Annotated in this window: 15 protein-coding genes; 5 read left to right on the top strand and 10 right to left on the bottom strand. The window is 38.2% G+C overall.

Translation table 11 applies throughout. From position 1 onward, the window contains the following. Positions 1–4: 4 nt before the first annotated feature. Positions 5–3,445, bottom strand: coding sequence for a bifunctional proline dehydrogenase/L-glutamate gamma-semialdehyde dehydrogenase PutA (putA, locus tag ACFFHK_RS05195; protein WP_382370231.1), 3,441 nt, complete (start codon positions 3,443–3,445; stop codon positions 5–7). 270 nt (positions 3,446–3,715) lie between these two features. On the opposite strand from putA, the gene ACFFHK_RS05190 reads away from it, so the two are divergent. From ACFFHK_RS05190 to ACFFHK_RS05170, 5 genes are all read left to right on the top strand, one after another. Continuing rightward, a complete protein-coding gene (locus tag ACFFHK_RS05190) occupies positions 3,716–5,311 on the top strand; it encodes an ABC transporter substrate-binding protein (protein WP_382370229.1) in 1,596 nt (531 codons plus the stop codon). Between the two features lie 104 nt (positions 5,312–5,415). Next, positions 5,416–6,426, top strand: coding sequence for an ABC transporter permease subunit (locus tag ACFFHK_RS05185; RefSeq protein WP_382370227.1), 1,011 nt, complete (start codon positions 5,416–5,418; stop codon positions 6,424–6,426). 10 nt (positions 6,427–6,436) lie between these two features. Then, the gene (gene dppC / locus ACFFHK_RS05180) at positions 6,437–7,333 is read left to right on the top strand and encodes a dipeptide ABC transporter permease DppC (RefSeq protein ID WP_382370225.1); all 897 of its coding nucleotides are present in this window, start codon (positions 6,437–6,439) and stop codon (positions 7,331–7,333) included. Between the two features lie 9 nt (positions 7,334–7,342). After that, a complete protein-coding gene (dppD, locus tag ACFFHK_RS05175; protein WP_382370223.1) occupies positions 7,343–8,326 on the top strand; it encodes a dipeptide ABC transporter ATP-binding protein in 984 nt (327 codons plus the stop codon). Then, positions 8,319–9,320, top strand: coding sequence for a peptide ABC transporter ATP-binding protein (locus tag ACFFHK_RS05170; protein WP_382370221.1), 1,002 nt, complete (start codon positions 8,319–8,321; stop codon positions 9,318–9,320). The genes dppD and ACFFHK_RS05170 overlap by 8 nt, the downstream gene beginning before the upstream one ends. Positions 9,321–9,393: 73 nt before the next feature. Here ACFFHK_RS05170 and iscX read toward each other — a convergent pair whose 3' ends face one another. From iscX to trmJ, 9 genes are all read right to left on the bottom strand, one after another. Then, positions 9,394–9,588 carry a Fe-S cluster assembly protein IscX gene (gene iscX, locus ACFFHK_RS05165; protein ID WP_382370219.1) on the bottom strand — a complete coding sequence of 65 codons (195 nt, stop codon included), beginning with the start codon at positions 9,586–9,588 and terminating at the stop codon, positions 9,394–9,396. A 3-nt stretch (positions 9,589–9,591) separates the two neighbouring features. Next, entirely contained in the window at positions 9,592–9,930 is a 339-nt protein-coding gene (gene fdx, locus ACFFHK_RS05160; protein ID WP_382370217.1) for an ISC system 2Fe-2S type ferredoxin, read from the bottom strand. A 20-nt stretch (positions 9,931–9,950) separates the two neighbouring features. Further along, positions 9,951–11,804 carry a Fe-S protein assembly chaperone HscA gene (gene hscA / locus ACFFHK_RS05155; protein WP_382370215.1) on the bottom strand — a complete coding sequence of 618 codons (1,854 nt, stop codon included), beginning with the start codon at positions 11,802–11,804 and terminating at the stop codon, positions 9,951–9,953. An 18-nt stretch (positions 11,805–11,822) separates the two neighbouring features. Then, positions 11,823–12,341, bottom strand: coding sequence for a Fe-S protein assembly co-chaperone HscB (hscB, locus tag ACFFHK_RS05150; protein WP_382370213.1), 519 nt, complete (start codon positions 12,339–12,341; stop codon positions 11,823–11,825). Between the two features lie 24 nt (positions 12,342–12,365). After that, entirely contained in the window at positions 12,366–12,689 is a 324-nt protein-coding gene (gene iscA / locus ACFFHK_RS05145) for an iron-sulfur cluster assembly protein IscA (RefSeq protein WP_382370211.1), read from the bottom strand. Between the two features lie 52 nt (positions 12,690–12,741). Then, entirely contained in the window at positions 12,742–13,125 is a 384-nt protein-coding gene (gene iscU, locus ACFFHK_RS05140; protein ID WP_382370209.1) for a Fe-S cluster assembly scaffold IscU, read from the bottom strand. Positions 13,126–13,137: 12 nt separating this feature from the next. Next, a complete protein-coding gene (locus ACFFHK_RS05135; protein ID WP_382370207.1) occupies positions 13,138–14,352 on the bottom strand; it encodes an IscS subfamily cysteine desulfurase in 1,215 nt (404 codons plus the stop codon). A gap of 33 nt (positions 14,353–14,385) precedes the next feature. Continuing rightward, on the bottom strand, positions 14,386–14,856 hold the full coding sequence (iscR, locus tag ACFFHK_RS05130) for a Fe-S cluster assembly transcriptional regulator IscR (protein ID WP_382370205.1): 471 nt from the start codon (positions 14,854–14,856) through the stop codon (positions 14,386–14,388). 94 nt (positions 14,857–14,950) lie between these two features. Then, the gene (gene trmJ, locus ACFFHK_RS05125; RefSeq protein WP_382370203.1) at positions 14,951–15,694 is read right to left on the bottom strand and encodes a tRNA (cytosine(32)/uridine(32)-2'-O)-methyltransferase TrmJ; all 744 of its coding nucleotides are present in this window, start codon (positions 15,692–15,694) and stop codon (positions 14,951–14,953) included. Positions 15,695–15,797: the final 103 nt, after the last annotated feature.

The raw sequence follows: 15,797 nt of genomic DNA, 5'->3' as shown, positions 1-15,797 counted from the left end.
GTGGTTATTGTTCTTCAATAGCCATCAGTGTTGCATTACCACCTGCGGCTGCAATATTTTCACTACGTGAAAATTCATGATACAACAAAGTTACATCTTGTGTTTTTGTCCAATCATATAAACAAAAAATAGCTGGATTATTTTCTGCTAGAGCTTGGCGCTGTTCCTGACTGATCGGCGACACAAAGACACCTTTTTGATAGTATTGCTCTGCTTGACGACACGCCAATTCAGACAAGTTTTGTTTAAGCAATGGATTATCCGCTTCTACAACAACCTTAAATCCTGCTTGTTGTAAAATTTGATACGCTGCAAGCAAACGTGCCATATCCTCACCGAGTAATAATACGCTTGTTGTTTTATAATCAATACTATTTAATTCGCCTGTAATACTTGGTAGAACTTTTGGTTTAGCGGCTAATGAAGAATAATATTGCATCGTTTTTGTTAAACGTTGCACATAGAGTTCTCCTCCTGCCTTTGGTCCAGTTCCAGACAAACCATATCCACCAAACGGTTGTACGCCAACTACTGCGCCAACAATATTACGATTAATATAAAAATTACCACATTGTAAGTGTTCTTCTACAAACTGCACTGTTTGCTTTATTCGACTATGACAGCCACCAGTCAATGCGTATCCTTTCGCATTTACTTCAGATAATAAACGCGGTAAAGATTGCACTTGATAACGAACAAAATGGAGAATTGGTCCAAATACTTCATGGGTTATTTGATCAAGCGAACCGACTTCGTAAATAGATGGTGCCACAAAATGTCCACTTGTTGGTGCAGCCAGTTCTAAATAGCGCCGAGAAATTTTACGGACAGATTCTTGATAATCAAGTAATTTTTGTTTCGCCTCTTCATCAATCACTGGTCCAATGTCTGTATTCAGATACGCTGGATTACCTAAGACTAACTCTTGCATCGATTCGGTTAACATTTCATACAAACGATCTGCAATATCTTCTTGAACCAATAAAATACGTAAAGCAGAACAGCGTTGTCCTGCGGAGTCAAAAGCAGAACTTAACACATCAGTAATCACTTGTTCTAATAGTGCAGATGAATCCACCACCATTACATTCATGCCGCCTGTTTCAGCAATCAAAACAGGCGGATTTTCTCGCGTAATTAATTGGCGATTAATTAAATGTGCAACCTCTGTTGATCCAGTGAACATTACGCCATTAAATGATTGAGCCACTAATGCTGCACCTAATTCACCATCTCCCAAGGTTAATTGTAAAGCATCTTCTGGTACACCTGCTTGATGCAGTAATTTTACCGCATAATATGCAATTAAGGAGGTTTGCTCTGCTGGCTTAGCAATCACACTGTTCCCTGCTGCTAACGCAGCAGCTAGTTGCCCCGTGAAAATTGCTAATGGGAAGTTCCAAGGAGAAATACAAAGAACAACGCCCAATGGTTCAGCCAATACTTTTTTATCTTCTAATAAACGGATCTGTTCTGCGTAATAGCGTAAAAAATCTACCGATTCCCTTAATTCGCCAAGCGCATTTACTAATGTTTTACCCGCCTCTTCAATCGCTAATTTAATTAACAAACCAAAATTTGCTTCATACAAATCTGCGGCTTTCTCTAGAATATCTGCTCGCTCATTAGCCGATCTCAACTGCCACTGACTCCTCACTGCCGCACGAAATACATCTGCAACATCTGCTGCTGCCATAAATTCCACATTTGCTAATACTTGATCAAGTTGCGCTGGATTTCTCACAACAACTTGCTTACCTGCAGACATTGGTACTGCACAAAGTGAGGTAACATCTGCATATGATGCTTGATTTAATGCTTTTTCTAAACGTGATAATGCAACTTCGTCATTTAAATTAAATCCAGCGGAATTACGGCGTGGCGTAAACAAATCAGCTGGCAATTTAATTGCTTTATTTGCTTCACCTTGGAAGCGTTCAAATTTCTTCCATGGTGCTTCAATGAGTGTTTCAATCGAAATATTTGGATCAACTAATTGATGCACAAACGATGAATTTGCACCATTTTCTAATAAACGACGAACTAAATAAGCAAGTAACGTTTGGTGCGTGCCAACTGGCGCATAGACTCGAACTCGACGATTAAATTGGTGTGCGCCAACCACATTATCGTAAAGTGTCTCCCCCATACCATGTAAACATTGAAACTCAAATTCTTTATCTTTGCCTAATTCTGCGATTGTGGCTAATGTTTGTACATTATGGGTTGCAAATTGTGGATAAATAACATCTTGAGCCGTAAATAATTTTTTCGCACAACTTAAATAGGAAATATCAGTATGTACTTTTCGAGTATAGAGTGGAAATCCCTCTACTCCTTCCGTTTGAGCCCATTTAATCTCACTATCCCAATATGCACCTTTTACTAAACGCACCATCATTTTGCGTTGATAGCAGCGATTCATTTCAATGATGTAATCCAATACATATGGGCAACGTTTTGAATAGGCTTGAACAACAAATCCAATACCATCAAAGCCAGCCAAATCAGGATCTTGGAGTAACTTTTCTAATAGATCTAGTGAAATTTCTAAACGAGAGGCTTCTTCTGCATCAATATTTAAGCTAATATTGTATTGTTTCGCTAGTACGAATAGCTGTTTTAAACGAGGGTAAAGTTCTTCCATTACACGTTGCTGTTGGGAACGTGAATAACGTGGGTGAATTGCCGATAGTTTGACTGATACGCCATTAGAATCATATAAAGATCGTCCTGCCGATTGACGCCCAACAGCATGAATGGCTTCCACATAATCTTGCAGATATTTATCCGCATCTTGCATAGTCATTGCTGCCTCACCTAACATATCGAACGAAAAACAATATCCCATCTTCTCCCGTTCAATGATATTTTTTAAGGCACCCTCTATTGTTTCACCAGTAACAAACTGATTTCCCAAAATCCCCATCGCTTTTTCAATCGCCAGTTTCATCATTGGCGCTGACAATTTAGCAAAACTTTTTATTAGTGCTGATGATAAAACTTCTTCACTCAATGCTGCACTAATCTTACTACCTAACAGTAATCCATAACTGGCTGCATTAGTAAAAAGTGATCCACTTTTTTTAACGTGTGAACGCCAATTCCCTAATTTTAATTTATCATTAATCAGTGCATAGCGTGTTTCTGCGTCAGGAATCCGTAATAATGCTTCAGCCAAACACATTAACGCAATCCCTTCCTCACACCCCAATGAAAACTCATGCATTAACGCATCAACACCATAATGCTTTTGTTTTTTATCTCGAATTTTACTAATCAGTTGCTTTGCTGCCTGTTGAATATTTGCTTCCTGTTCTGGTGAAAAATCTAATGTTTGTACAAGTTTCGTAACAGCCTCTTTTTCGGGACAGGCATAATTCTGACTAATTAATTGACGTAATTCACTTTGTTGATTGAAATGTTTAGCATATTGATATTGCATTTTAAATTATCCTTCCAGAACGCTTGAGCAATAAATGCTTTCAGTGTAAAAGATTGGTTAAAATAATAAACCTTAATTTGTTAAATTTGTGATTCAATTCAAACAAATATTTAATACATTCATTACATAAAAACAACTTATTATAAAGGTAATGCGCATACTCAAGATAAAAAGAGTCTTACATCTTGACAAACCAAGTTATTAATAAGAAAGTTTGATACCTTATTTCATATAATAATTATTGCAAAACACAACAAAACTGGAGAAAACATGAAAAAACTCACTAAACTCTCATTAACAACTTTAGCATTAGCTGTATCAACCTCTGCTTTTGCTGCACCAAAAACGTTAGTGTACTGTTCTGAAGCCTCACCATCATCATTCAATCCACAACTCGTAACTGATGGTTCTTCTATTGATGCAAGCGGTCAAGCTATTTATAACCGTTTAACCACTTTTGCGCGAGGCAAAACAGATGTTATACCATCACTAGCAGAAAACTGGGATATTTCCGAAGATGGTAAAGTTTATACGTTTCACTTACGTAAAGGCGTGAAATTCCAATCAAATAAGTTATTTAAACCAACACGTGAATTTAACGCTGACGACGTGCTTTTTTCTTTTAATCGCCAATTAGATCCTAACAATCCTTATCATAAAGTATCTGGTGGTTCTTATGAGTATTTCGTCGGAATGGATATGGGGAATATCATTGATAAAATAGAAAAAATTGATGATTATACTGTTCGCTTTACGTTAAAAGCCCCAAACTCTCCATTTTTAGCAAATCTGGCGATGGATTTTGCGTCTATTTTCTCAAAAGAATATGCAGACAAAATGTTAGCGCTCGGCAAACCTGAAAGTGTGGATACCAACCCTGTCGGCACTGGTCCATTTGAATTAGTTTCTTACCAAAAAGATTCATTAATTCGTTATAAAGCTTTCGATAATTATTGGGAAGGTCGTGCAAAAATTGATCGTTTAGTTTTTGCCATTACCCCAGATGCCTCTGTTCGTTATGCGAAGTTAAAGAAAGGGGAATGCCAAGTAATGCCTTATCCAAATCCAGCAGATATTGCAGAAATGAAAAAAGATCCTAATCTTTTTGTGCATGAAAAAGCAGGATTGAATATTGGTTATCTTAATTTTAATGTTACCAAAGCACCATTTGATAATGTAAAAGTTCGCCAAGCATTAAGTTATGCTGTCAATAAAGAAGCAATTATTGATGCCGTGTATCAAGGTAGTGGTCAAGTCGCGAAAAACCCAATTCCACCAACAATGTGGTCTTATAATGATGATATTAAAGATTACGATTACAACCCTGAAAAAGCAAAAGCATTATTAAAAGAAGCAGGGTTTGAAAAAGGATTTAGCACTGAGCTTTGGGCAATGCCAGTTTCTCGTCCATATAATCCAAATGCCCGTCGTATGGCAGAAATGATTCAATCCGACTGGAAGAAAGTCGGAGTTGACGTCAAAATCGTCAGTTATGAATGGGGTGAATATTTACAACGTATGAGAAAAGGCGAAGATCCTACGGGTATGATGGGGTGGACTGGTGATAACGGTGATCCAGATAACTTCTTTGGTACATTACTCAGTTGTGCATCGAAAGAGCAAGGCTCAAACTATGCAAAATTCTGCTATGCACCATTTGATGAGTTAATCCGCGAAGCGGTTCAATCAAACGATCACACAAAACGCGTTGAGCTTTATAAACAAGCACAAGTTATTTTCAAAGAACAAGCACCTTGGATTACGATTGCACACTCAACAATGTACGAACCTGTTCGTAAAGAACTCAAAAACTATGTCATTAGTCCATTTGGACTTCATTCATTTTATGGCGTTGACTTAGAGTAACTTCAATAGCTATATTACGCACTTCCTGATAACTATAAATAAATATTCTTGCCATATTTTATGGCAAGAATAGGTTAATAATTAGCGAGCGAGCAAACAAATTTATGTTTCAATTTATTTTTAAACGGATTGCCATGGTGATTCCAACCTTTATCGGCATTACCCTTTTAACTTTTGCCCTAATTCATCTTATTCCGGGCGATCCTATTGAAATTCGCATGGGCGAACGTGGGTTAAGCCCTGAAGTCCATCAGCAAATGATGCAACAATTAGGTTTGGATAAATCTTTGCCAGAGCAATATATTAATTATTTAAAAGGCATTGCTCAGGGTGATTTTGGCACCTCTTTTAAAAATAATGTGCCTGTATTAGAGGAGTTTTTATCTCTTTTTCCCGCAACGATTGAATTAGCCGTTTTTGCTATTCTTTTTGCAATTCTCATTGGCATTCCTATCGGCATTTTGGCTGCTATCAAACGCGGTTCAATATTTGATCATTCGGTGATGGCAATCTCGCTAACAGGGTATTCTATGCCCATTTTCTGGTGGGGATTATTATTAATGTTATTGGTTTCTGTACAATGGAACCTCACGCCTGTTTCTGGCAGAATTGATGCAGAGTATTGGGTGGATTCCGTTACTGGTTTTATGCTAATTGATAGTTGGCTTTCTGGGGAACCTGGCGCATTTAAATCCGCTGTTATGCATCTCATTTTACCTTCGATTGTTTTAGGAACTATTCCGTTAGCAGTCATTTCAAGAATGACTCGCTCCTCAATGTTAGAAGTGTTGGGCGAAGATTATATTCGTACCGCACGAGCGAAAGGTTTATCATCAATGCGAGTTATCGTCATTCATGCGTTACGTAATGCGTTAATTCCCGTTGTTACCGTAATTGGATTAATTATTGGTCAATTATTATCTGGTGCAATTTTAACCGAAACAATATTTTCATGGCCAGGTATTGGTAAATGGGTGATAGAAGCAATTCGTGCGCGTGATTATCCTGTTGTCCAAAGTGCTGTACTTATCATTGCAACGATTATTATTGTGATAAATTTATTGGTTGATCTCTTATATGGTGTGGTCAATCCTCGTATTAGATACCGTAAATAAGGATTAAAATATGTCAAATCCCACTATTTCAGTTTCTGCACCAGCACCACGCACACCACTACAAGAATTTTGGTTTAATTTTAGCCGTAATAAAGGTGCTGTGGTTGGTTTAAGTTATATTGTTATTATTTTTCTCATCAGTGTATTTGCTGATATTATTGCGCCACACGATCCTATCGCTCAAGTCAGAGATGCTTTCTTATTACCACCTGCTTGGGTTGACGGAGGAACATGGAATCATATTCTTGGTACCGATGATGTTGGACGAGATATTCTTTCACGTTTAATTTATGGTGCACGTCTTTCTTTATTTATTGGCTTATTAGTAGTTTCTCTCTCCTTTATTTTCGGGATCACTCTAGGCTTAATTGCTGGATATTTTGGTGGCTTAATTGATATTATCATTATGCGTATCATTGATATTATGTTGGCATTACCTAGTTTACTATTGGCAATCGCGATTGTAGCAATCCTAGGACCATCATTATTAAATGCTTCCTTTGCTATCGCATTTGTATCACTACCAAGCTATGTCCGTTTAACTCGTGCTTCTGTATTAAACGAAATTAATCGTGATTATGTTACCTCTTCACGTGTTGCAGGAGCGGGTATTCTACGTTTAATGTTCATTACCATTTTACCAAACTGTTTAGCACCATTAATTGTACAAACCTCAATGGGGTTTTCTAACGCAATCTTAGATATGGCGGCTCTCGGTTTCTTAGGTATTGGCGCTCAACCGCCAACACCAGAATGGGGTGCTATGCTCGCAGAGGCTTTACAATTCGTACAACGTGCATGGTGGGTGGTTACCTTCCCTGGGTTAGCAATTTTATTTACAGTGCTTGCCTTTAACCTAATGGGTGATGGTTTGCGCGATGCTCTTGATCCAAAATTAAAACAATAAGGAGCAATAATGGCACTTTTAACTGTAAACAACCTTTCTGTTCATTTTGGAGAAGAAGACAAACCGTTTAAAGCGGTTGATCGAGTTAGTTACCACATTGAACAAGGTGAAGTATTAGGGATTGTAGGAGAATCAGGTTCAGGTAAATCAGTGAGCTCTCTCGCTATTATGGGATTAATTGATTTTCCAGGGCGTGTTTCTGCCGACAATCTACAATTCGATGGGCAAGATCTGTTAACGCTCAATGAAAAACAAAAACAAAAATTAGTCGGTGCTGATGTTTCAATGATCTTCCAAGATCCAATGACAAGTTTGAATCCTTGTTATACCGTTGGTTATCAAATTATGGAAGCATTAAAAGTTCATCAAGGTGGTAGTAAAAAAGCTCGCCGTGAACGTACTATTGAATTATTACGCATGGTAGGAATCCCTGCTCCTGAATCTCGTTTAGATGTTTTCCCCCACCAACTTTCAGGGGGAATGAGCCAACGAGTAATGATTGCCATGGCAATCGCTTGTCAGCCAAAACTGCTCATTGCAGACGAACCAACCACGGCATTAGATGTAACCATTCAAGCACAAATTATTGATTTACTATTAGAATTACAACAAAAAGAAAATATGGCATTAATTCTGATCACGCACGATCTCGCGTTAGTCGCTGAATCAGCGCATAGAATTATTGTCATGTATGCAGGACAAGTGGTAGAAGAGGGGTTAGCTACAGATATTTTCCGTGAACCAAAACACCCTTATACACAAGCCTTATTACGTTCACTACCAGAATTTGCTGTCGGTAAATCACGTTTAGAATCACTACCTGGTGTTGTTCCAGGTAAATATGACCGTCCTCAAGGTTGTTTACTCAATCCTCGTTGTCCATATGCCACTGACGAGTGCCGTCAAACCGAACCCGTTTTACACCGCATTGGCAATCGTCAAGTTAAATGTCATATGCCATTAAATGCAGAAGGAAATCCTCAACATGTCTGAAGAAGCAGTAATTTCAACGCAATCACCGACTGATGCGCCATTGTTAGCAGCGATCGATCTCAAAAAATATTATCCTGTAAAAAAAGGGATATTTTCCCCTGTTCAATATGTAAAAGCATTAGATGGCGTTTCATTTAAATTAGAACGAGGCAAAACCTTAGCTGTTGTAGGGGAATCTGGTTGTGGTAAATCAACTTTAGGGCGTTTGCTCACCATGATTGAATCGCCAACAGAGGGAGAACTTTATTATCAAGGGAAAAATTTCTTAATTAAAGATAACGAAACAGTTAAACTTCGCCGTCAAAAGATTCAAATTGTCTTCCAAAATCCTTATGCGTCGCTTAATCCACGCAAAAAGATTGGTACTATTTTGGAAGAACCTTTAAAAATTAATACCTCACTAAACAAAGAAGAACGTAAAGCGGCGGTATTAGCGATTATGGAGAAAGTTGGGCTACGCCCTGAGTTTTATGATCGTTATCCGCATATGTTTTCTGGTGGACAACGCCAACGGATTGCTATTGCTCGTGGTTTAATGTTAAATCCTGATATTGTAATTGCAGATGAACCTGTTTCTGCATTAGATGTATCTGTTCGCGCACAAGTCTTAAATCTGATGATGGAGTTACAAGAAAATCTTGGTCTCTCTTATATTTTTATCTCCCATGATCTATCCGTAGTTGAGCATATTGCTGATGAAGTCATGGTGATGTATTTAGGACGCTGTGTAGAGCAAGGAACAACCGAACAGATCTTTGGGAATCCTCGCCACCCTTATACTAAAGCCTTGCTTTCAGCAACGCCAAGACTTTCACCTGAACTAAGACGTGAACGGATTAAACTTTCAGGGGAATTACCAAGCCCATTAAATCCGCCAAAAGGTTGTGCATTTAACGCTCGTTGCCAATTTGCCACAGATAAATGTCGCGAACAACAACCTGAGCTCAAAACCTACCCTAATGGCGTAAAAATTGCCTGCTTTATGGTAGATTAATCCCTAATTATCAGCCATTGTAAATAAAAAAGGGGAATATCAGCGCATATTCCCCCTTCACAATAACTTCAATTTATTCGAACTCATCTAGCCAACACAACAGAATGGCTTCTAAAATCCGTTCATTTGATTTTTCTGGATCATCAGCAAACTCTTCAATTTCACAAATCCAACGATGCATATCGGTAAAGCGAACCGTTTTTGGATCTAAGTCTGGAAAACGATCATATAACGCTTCTGCAATTTGTTGAGCATCTTGCCATTTCATCAATTAATGCTCCTCTTTGGCGTGATTAATCGTATAGCGTGGAATCTCCACTACCAAATCTTCATCGCTGACTACCGCCTGACAACTTAAACGGCTATCTACTTCTAAGCCCCATGCTTTATCCAACATATCATCTTCAAGATCAGAACTGTCATTCAATGAATCAAACCCCTCACGCACAATTACATGGCAAGTCGTGCAAGCACAAGATTTTTCACAGGCATGATCAATTTCAATACCTGAACGTAATGCAGCATCTAAAATAGTTTCCCCTACATTTGCGTCAACAACCATACCTTCTGGACAATGTTCTTCATTGGGTAAAAAAACAATTTTTGGCATTTTTATTTCCTTTTATTCTTCTATTTTTCAAATTGTTCAACAGAATGACCTGCTAATGCGTGTTTAATTGAATTATCCATTCTTCTCGCAGCAAATTCACGTGTTGCCAGATCGACTTGTTTAATTCCTTGCGCAATCAGTTGGCTATCTTCTTGCTGGCATACTGCTTCTAATGCTTGCAATGCCGCTTTTACACCAGCTAACTCGTCAGCATTTAATAAATCAGCATCTGTAGCTAATGCACTATACACATTTTCCAACACTCTCGCCGCTTCTACACGTTGCTCTGCTAATTCACGTGCCTGCATATCTGCTTTTGCATTTTCGTGTGATGATTTAATCATTTGCGCAATTTCATCATCTGTTAATCCGTAAGATGGTTTTACTTGAATAGATGACTGTACTCCTGTTGATTTTTCCATTGCCGTTACACTCAATAAACCATCAGCATCTACTTGATAAGTAACTCGAATATGCGCGGCGCCTGCCACCATTGGTGGAATACCTTTTAAACTAAAACGCGCTAATGAACGACAATCTTGCACCAACTCACGTTCACCTTGCACGATATGCACTGACATTGCAGTTTGCCCATCTTTGAACGTAGTAAATTCTTGCGCTCTTGCTACTGGAATAGTGGTATTGCGTGGAATAATCTTCTCAACCAATCCCCCCATAGTTTCAATACCTAGTGAAAGTGGAATCACATCTAATAACAACATTTCACTATCTGGTTTATTTCCTACGAGAATATCGGCTTGAATAGCAGCCCCTAATGCAACCACTTTATCAGGATCGATTGACGTTAACGGCTGCTTAGCAAAAAATTCTGCAACTTGTTCTCTCACAAATGGTACTCGTGTTGAACCTCCCACCATTACAGTCTCGATCACTTCATCAACACTCACATCCGCATCTTTCAATGCACGACGGCATGCCAATAAAGTCCGCTTCACTAATGGTTGAATTAATTGGTTAAATATCGCCCGTTCAACCACAATTTGTTGATCATTTAAAGTTACAGTAGTTTCTGTTGTCGAGGTTAACGCTAATTTGGTTGCTGTTGCTAAATCTAATAATTGACGTTGTTGTTGATCGTTTTCTGCCGTGAAATTCGCTTGTTGGGCAAGGTAATCTGCTAATAAATGGTCAAAATCATCACCACCTAATGCCGTATCGCCACCTGTTGCTAATACTTCAAAGACCCCTTTACTTAAACGCAAAATAGAAATATCAAAGGTACCGCCGCCTAAATCATAAACGGCAATAACCCCTTCTTGCCCACTATCTAAGCCATAAGCAATCGCTGCTGCAGTCGGCTCGTTTAATAAACGTAATACATTCAACCCCACCAGACGAGCCGCATCTTTTGTTCCTTGCCGTTGAGCATCATCAAAGTATGCTGGCACCGTAATGACACAACCAACTACTTCACCACCTAAACGCTGTTCTGCTAAGGTATGTAAACGTCGCAAAATATCGGCAGATACTTCAACTGGGCTGTGAATACCCTGTTTCGTTACTAATAATGGCAAGCCATTCTCACTCGCTTGCAAATGATAAGGCAAATTTGGATAACGCTGCTGTACATCAGTTAAACTCCGTCCCATTAAACGTTTAACTGAAATAATCGTATTATGTGGATCTGCTGCCGCAAATGCTTTTGCTTCATGACCAACGATCGTTTGTTCTCCGCCATAATAAACAACTGATGGAATCAATGCACGTTCTTGTTCATCAAGTAAAATATCTGCTTTACCACTGCGTACAGTTGCAACTAAAGAGTTTGTTGTACCAAGATCAATCCCTACGGCTAATCGTGCCTGATGAGGTGCAGCACTCTGTCCTGGTTCTGCAATTTGTAATAATGCCATTTGCCTTATGTTCCCACACTAAAAATCAAAAAGTTTTTCTTCTAAACGAGCTATTTCTTGTTGTAATTTCTGGATAAATTTCAAACGATCGATGATCTGTTTTGCATTATGCCATTCTTGTTGCATTAGCTTTTCTGCTAACACATCTAAATTTTGTTGATAACTTGCTTTTGCTTGTTGAGATAATGCTTCTAATAACATTTCATCTTGTTGCTGTTCAGCTTGCGCTAATTGTTCCCTTAATTCCATTTGCTGCATCAGAAACTCAATATCATGCGTCGTATTTTCACTCTCAACGGGCTTTTGCAACGCTAAACTTAACATTGCTTCCGCACGTAAAATAGGATCTTTCAAGATTTGATACGCATCATTAACTTGTGTTGATTGCTGTAATGCCAAACGCTGTTCTTGTTCTGTTGCAGTGGCAAAATTATCAGGGTGTAACTGTTTTTGTAGTTGTAGATACTGTTGTGATAAGGCAGCCTGATCAACTTCAAACTTTATAGGTAATGCAAACAATTCAAAAGGATTAAACATAATATTTTCAATAATATTGGACGATTAAACGTGGAAGCTTTCACCACACCCACATTGTTCTTTTACATTTGGATTAGTAAATTTGAATCCTTCATTCAAACCTTCTTTGACGAAATCTAATTGTGTTCCATCTAAATAAACCAAGCTTTTACTATCAACAATAATTTTTACCCCATTATCTTCAAATACTTGATCATCTTCATTTAAAACATCAACGAACTCGAGAACATAGGCTAACCCAGAACAGCCAGCAGTTTTAATCCCTAAACGTAAACCAATCCCTTTTCCTCGATTTGCTAGAAAATCTCTAACTCGTTGTGCTGCACTTTCTGTTAATGAAATCGCCATATTTTGCTCCTAAATGGGAAAAGGTGTTATCTTCTTGATAACACCTAAAAAATTATTTTACGTTTTTAGCTTTATAGTCTGCGATTGCTGCTTTAATCGCATCTTCTGCCAAAATTGAACAGTGTACTTTTACTGGTGGTAATTCAAGTTCTGCGGCAATATCGCTATTTTTGATCGCTTGTGCTTCATCTAATGATTTACCTTTTACCCATTCAGTAATCAATGAACTCGAAGCGATTGCAGAACCACACCCATAAGTTTTAAATTTTGCATCTTCAATAATGCCATTATCATTAACTTTAATTTGTAACTGCATCACATCACCACAAGCTGGTGCGCCTACCATACCACTACCAACAGTTGGATCTTTTTTATCAAACGATCCAACATTGCGTGGATTTTCATAATGATCGATAACTTTTTCACTGTATGCCATAATTCACTCCTATTAATGTGCTGACCATTCAACGGTACTGAAATCAACACCTTCTTTATACATATCCCATAAAGGTGAAAGTTCACGCAATTTTGCAACCGCTTTTTTCACTAATTCAATCGTATAATCAATTTCTGCTTCAGTGGTATAGCGTCCAATCGTAAAACGAATTGAGCTATGAGCTAACTCATCATTTAAGCCTAACGCACGCAATACATATGAAGGCTCTAAACTTGCAGAAGTACAAGCAGATCCTGAAGACACCGCAATATCACGCAATGACATCATTAATGATTCACCTTCCACATAGTTAAAACTCATATTAAGGTTTGTGCCTACACGATGTTCCATTGAGCCATTTACATACACTTCTTCAATATCTTTTAAACCGTTATATAAACGATCACGCAAGGCAGTTAAACGTAGCATTTCATTTGCCATTTCTTCTTTACAAATACGATAGGCTTCACCCATACCCACAATTTGGTGAACTGGCAATGTCCCTGAACGCATTCCTCTTTCATGCCCACCGCCGTGAATAATTGCTTCTAAACGTACACGAGGTTTACGACGGACATATAATGCCCCAATTCCTTTTGGTCCATAAAGTTTATGGCAAGACATTGACATGAGATCGACTTTTAATGTTGCAAGATCGATAGGTAACTTGCCAACAGATTGTGTTGCATCAACATGAAAAATAATTTTACGTTCACGGCAAAGTTCACCGATTGTCGCAATATCTTGAATAACACCAATTTCATTATTGACATGCATAATAGAAACTAAAATTGTATCTTCACGCATTGCCGCTTTAAGTTCTGCAAGATCAATCAAGCCGTCTGCTTGTGGTGCAAGATAAGTTACTTCAAAACCTTCACGCTCTAATTGACGGCAAGTATCTAATACTGCTTTATGCTCTGTTTTACAGGTAATAATATGTTTACCTTTCGTTTGATAAAAATGCGCAACACCTTTAATCGCAAGGTTATCCGCTTCTGTTGCACCAGAGGTAAACACAATTTCACGCGCATCAGCACCAATCAGATCAGCAATATGATTACGTGCCACATCTACGGCTTCTTCTGCCTGCCAGCCAAATTTATGTGAACGAGAGGCTGGATTACCAAATGTGCCATCTACAGTTAAATATTCCATCATTTTTTTAGCAACACGCTCATCAACAGGACAAGTTGCAGCGTAGTCTAAATAAATAGGTAGTTTCATTTTCACTCCAATCAATCTATTAAGAACAGTTTCTTAATTTTTAATATTTTCTAAATGTTGCTGTACATTGATTTCTGCTCGATAACGCTGTTGCATTTTTTCTTGTTGTGAGCTTACCAATTCAGCAACCGTAATTTCATTGAGAAATTCTTCGATCCGATCACTCAATTTTTGCCATAATGAATGCGTTAAACATTGTACGCCATCTTGACAGTTACCCTTGCTACGGCATTTTGTCGCTTGGACATTTTCATTCACTGCCGAGATAATCATGCCAATAGAAATCGCTTCACTGGGATAACCTAATTGATAACCGCCACCTGGACCACGCGTACTTTTTACTAATCCATAACGACGCAATTTGGCAAATAATTGTTCTAAATAAGAAAGTGATATTTTTTGACGTTCAGAAATATCCGATAAAGTAACAGGACCATCGTCGGCGTTTAACGCAATGTCTAATATAGCAGTAACCGCATAACGTCCTTTTGAAGTAAGTTTCATCGTGAATTCTCTAACCTTGTTTCAAAACGGAGAAAATTCTCACATAACCTACTAAAACAGTCAAGTATTATTCCATTTGTGATAACGTTTTTACCTATTGTCTATTTCTATCTTTTTTTGATAAACGTTCTACTGCGGTCAACATACCTTGCAAGATATTTAGTTCATTGCGCTGAATCGCTGTGCGTAAATAAAGGCGACGCAGTTTCTTCATGACCGCACTGTTTTGAATAAAACCAATTTCTTGATAAATCTTTTCTGTTTTTTGGAAAAAATACTCTAACTCTTCTGCAACTACCCCCTCAGGCAGCGTTGCTTTTGGTTGAGGAATTGTCGGTGATGACTGTGCTTGTAAATAGGCCATTCTAATTTCATAACTGACTAATTGCACCGCCATGGCAAGATTTAATGAGGAATATTCTGGGTTTGCTGGAATATTAAGGTGATAATGGCATTTCAATAACTCTTCATTGGTCAAACCAATTCGTTCACGCCCAAAGACAATCGCCACTTTTCCATTTGCAAGATGTTCTATCGTTTTTTCACCACAATAACGTGGACTAATCGCAGTGGTGGTTAAATGACGAGCTCTTGCACTGGTACCAATAATCAAGGAGCAATCTGCTACGGCCTCATCAAAACTCGCAACAATTTTCGCATTTTCCACCACATCTGCAGAACCAGCCGATAATGCAATAGACTCTTCATTAGGCAATACTTTTGGCGCAACAAGATAAAGTTGTGATAACCCCATCGTTTTCATTGCTCTAGCTGCAGAACCAATATTCCCTGGGTGGGACGTTTCGACTAAAACAATCTTAACTTGATCTAATGACATAACTTTAATTTCTAACAAAAAATGATGCGCAGTTTAGCATGTTTCACTACGCGATGAAATTCCTCGCAATTTTGTCTTTCTTTCTCTATAATGCGCAGCGATT

Source organism: Gallibacterium trehalosifermentans (assembly GCF_042433055.1).
Classification (GTDB): Bacteria; Pseudomonadota; Gammaproteobacteria; order Enterobacterales; family Pasteurellaceae; genus Gallibacterium; species Gallibacterium trehalosifermentans.
Note: the sequence above shows the minus strand (reverse complement) of the source record. Positions and strands in the feature narration are given on the sequence as shown.

Excerpts from the sequence above, each read along its gene's own strand:
- dppD (WP_382370223.1), top strand. The coding sequence starts at position 7,343 with ATGGCACTTTTAACTGTAAACAACCTTTCTGTTCATTTTGGAGAAGAA.
- iscA (WP_382370211.1), bottom strand. The coding sequence starts at position 12,689 with ATGGCGATTTCATTAACAGAAAGTGCAGCACAACGAGTTAGAGATTTT.
- fdx (WP_382370217.1), bottom strand. The coding sequence starts at position 9,930 with ATGCCAAAAATTGTTTTTTTACCCAATGAAGAACATTGTCCAGAAGGT.
- iscU (WP_382370209.1), bottom strand. The coding sequence starts at position 13,125 with ATGGCATACAGTGAAAAAGTTATCGATCATTATGAAAATCCACGCAAT.
- trmJ (WP_382370203.1), bottom strand. The coding sequence starts at position 15,694 with ATGTCATTAGATCAAGTTAAGATTGTTTTAGTCGAAACGTCCCACCCA.
- hscB (WP_382370213.1), bottom strand. The coding sequence starts at position 12,341 with ATGTTTAATCCTTTTGAATTGTTTGCATTACCTATAAAGTTTGAAGTT.
- ACFFHK_RS05170 (WP_382370221.1), top strand. The coding sequence starts at position 8,319 with ATGTCTGAAGAAGCAGTAATTTCAACGCAATCACCGACTGATGCGCCA.
- dppC (WP_382370225.1), top strand. The coding sequence starts at position 6,437 with ATGTCAAATCCCACTATTTCAGTTTCTGCACCAGCACCACGCACACCA.
- iscX (WP_382370219.1), bottom strand. The coding sequence starts at position 9,588 with ATGAAATGGCAAGATGCTCAACAAATTGCAGAAGCGTTATATGATCGT.
- putA (WP_382370231.1), bottom strand. The coding sequence starts at position 3,445 with ATGCAATATCAATATGCTAAACATTTCAATCAACAAAGTGAATTACGT.
- ACFFHK_RS05135 (WP_382370207.1), bottom strand. The coding sequence starts at position 14,352 with ATGAAACTACCTATTTATTTAGACTACGCTGCAACTTGTCCTGTTGAT.
- ACFFHK_RS05190 (WP_382370229.1), top strand. The coding sequence starts at position 3,716 with ATGAAAAAACTCACTAAACTCTCATTAACAACTTTAGCATTAGCTGTA.
- hscA (WP_382370215.1), bottom strand. The coding sequence starts at position 11,804 with ATGGCATTATTACAAATTGCAGAACCAGGACAGAGTGCTGCACCTCAT.
- ACFFHK_RS05185 (WP_382370227.1), top strand. The coding sequence starts at position 5,416 with ATGTTTCAATTTATTTTTAAACGGATTGCCATGGTGATTCCAACCTTT.
- iscR (WP_382370205.1), bottom strand. The coding sequence starts at position 14,856 with ATGAAACTTACTTCAAAAGGACGTTATGCGGTTACTGCTATATTAGAC.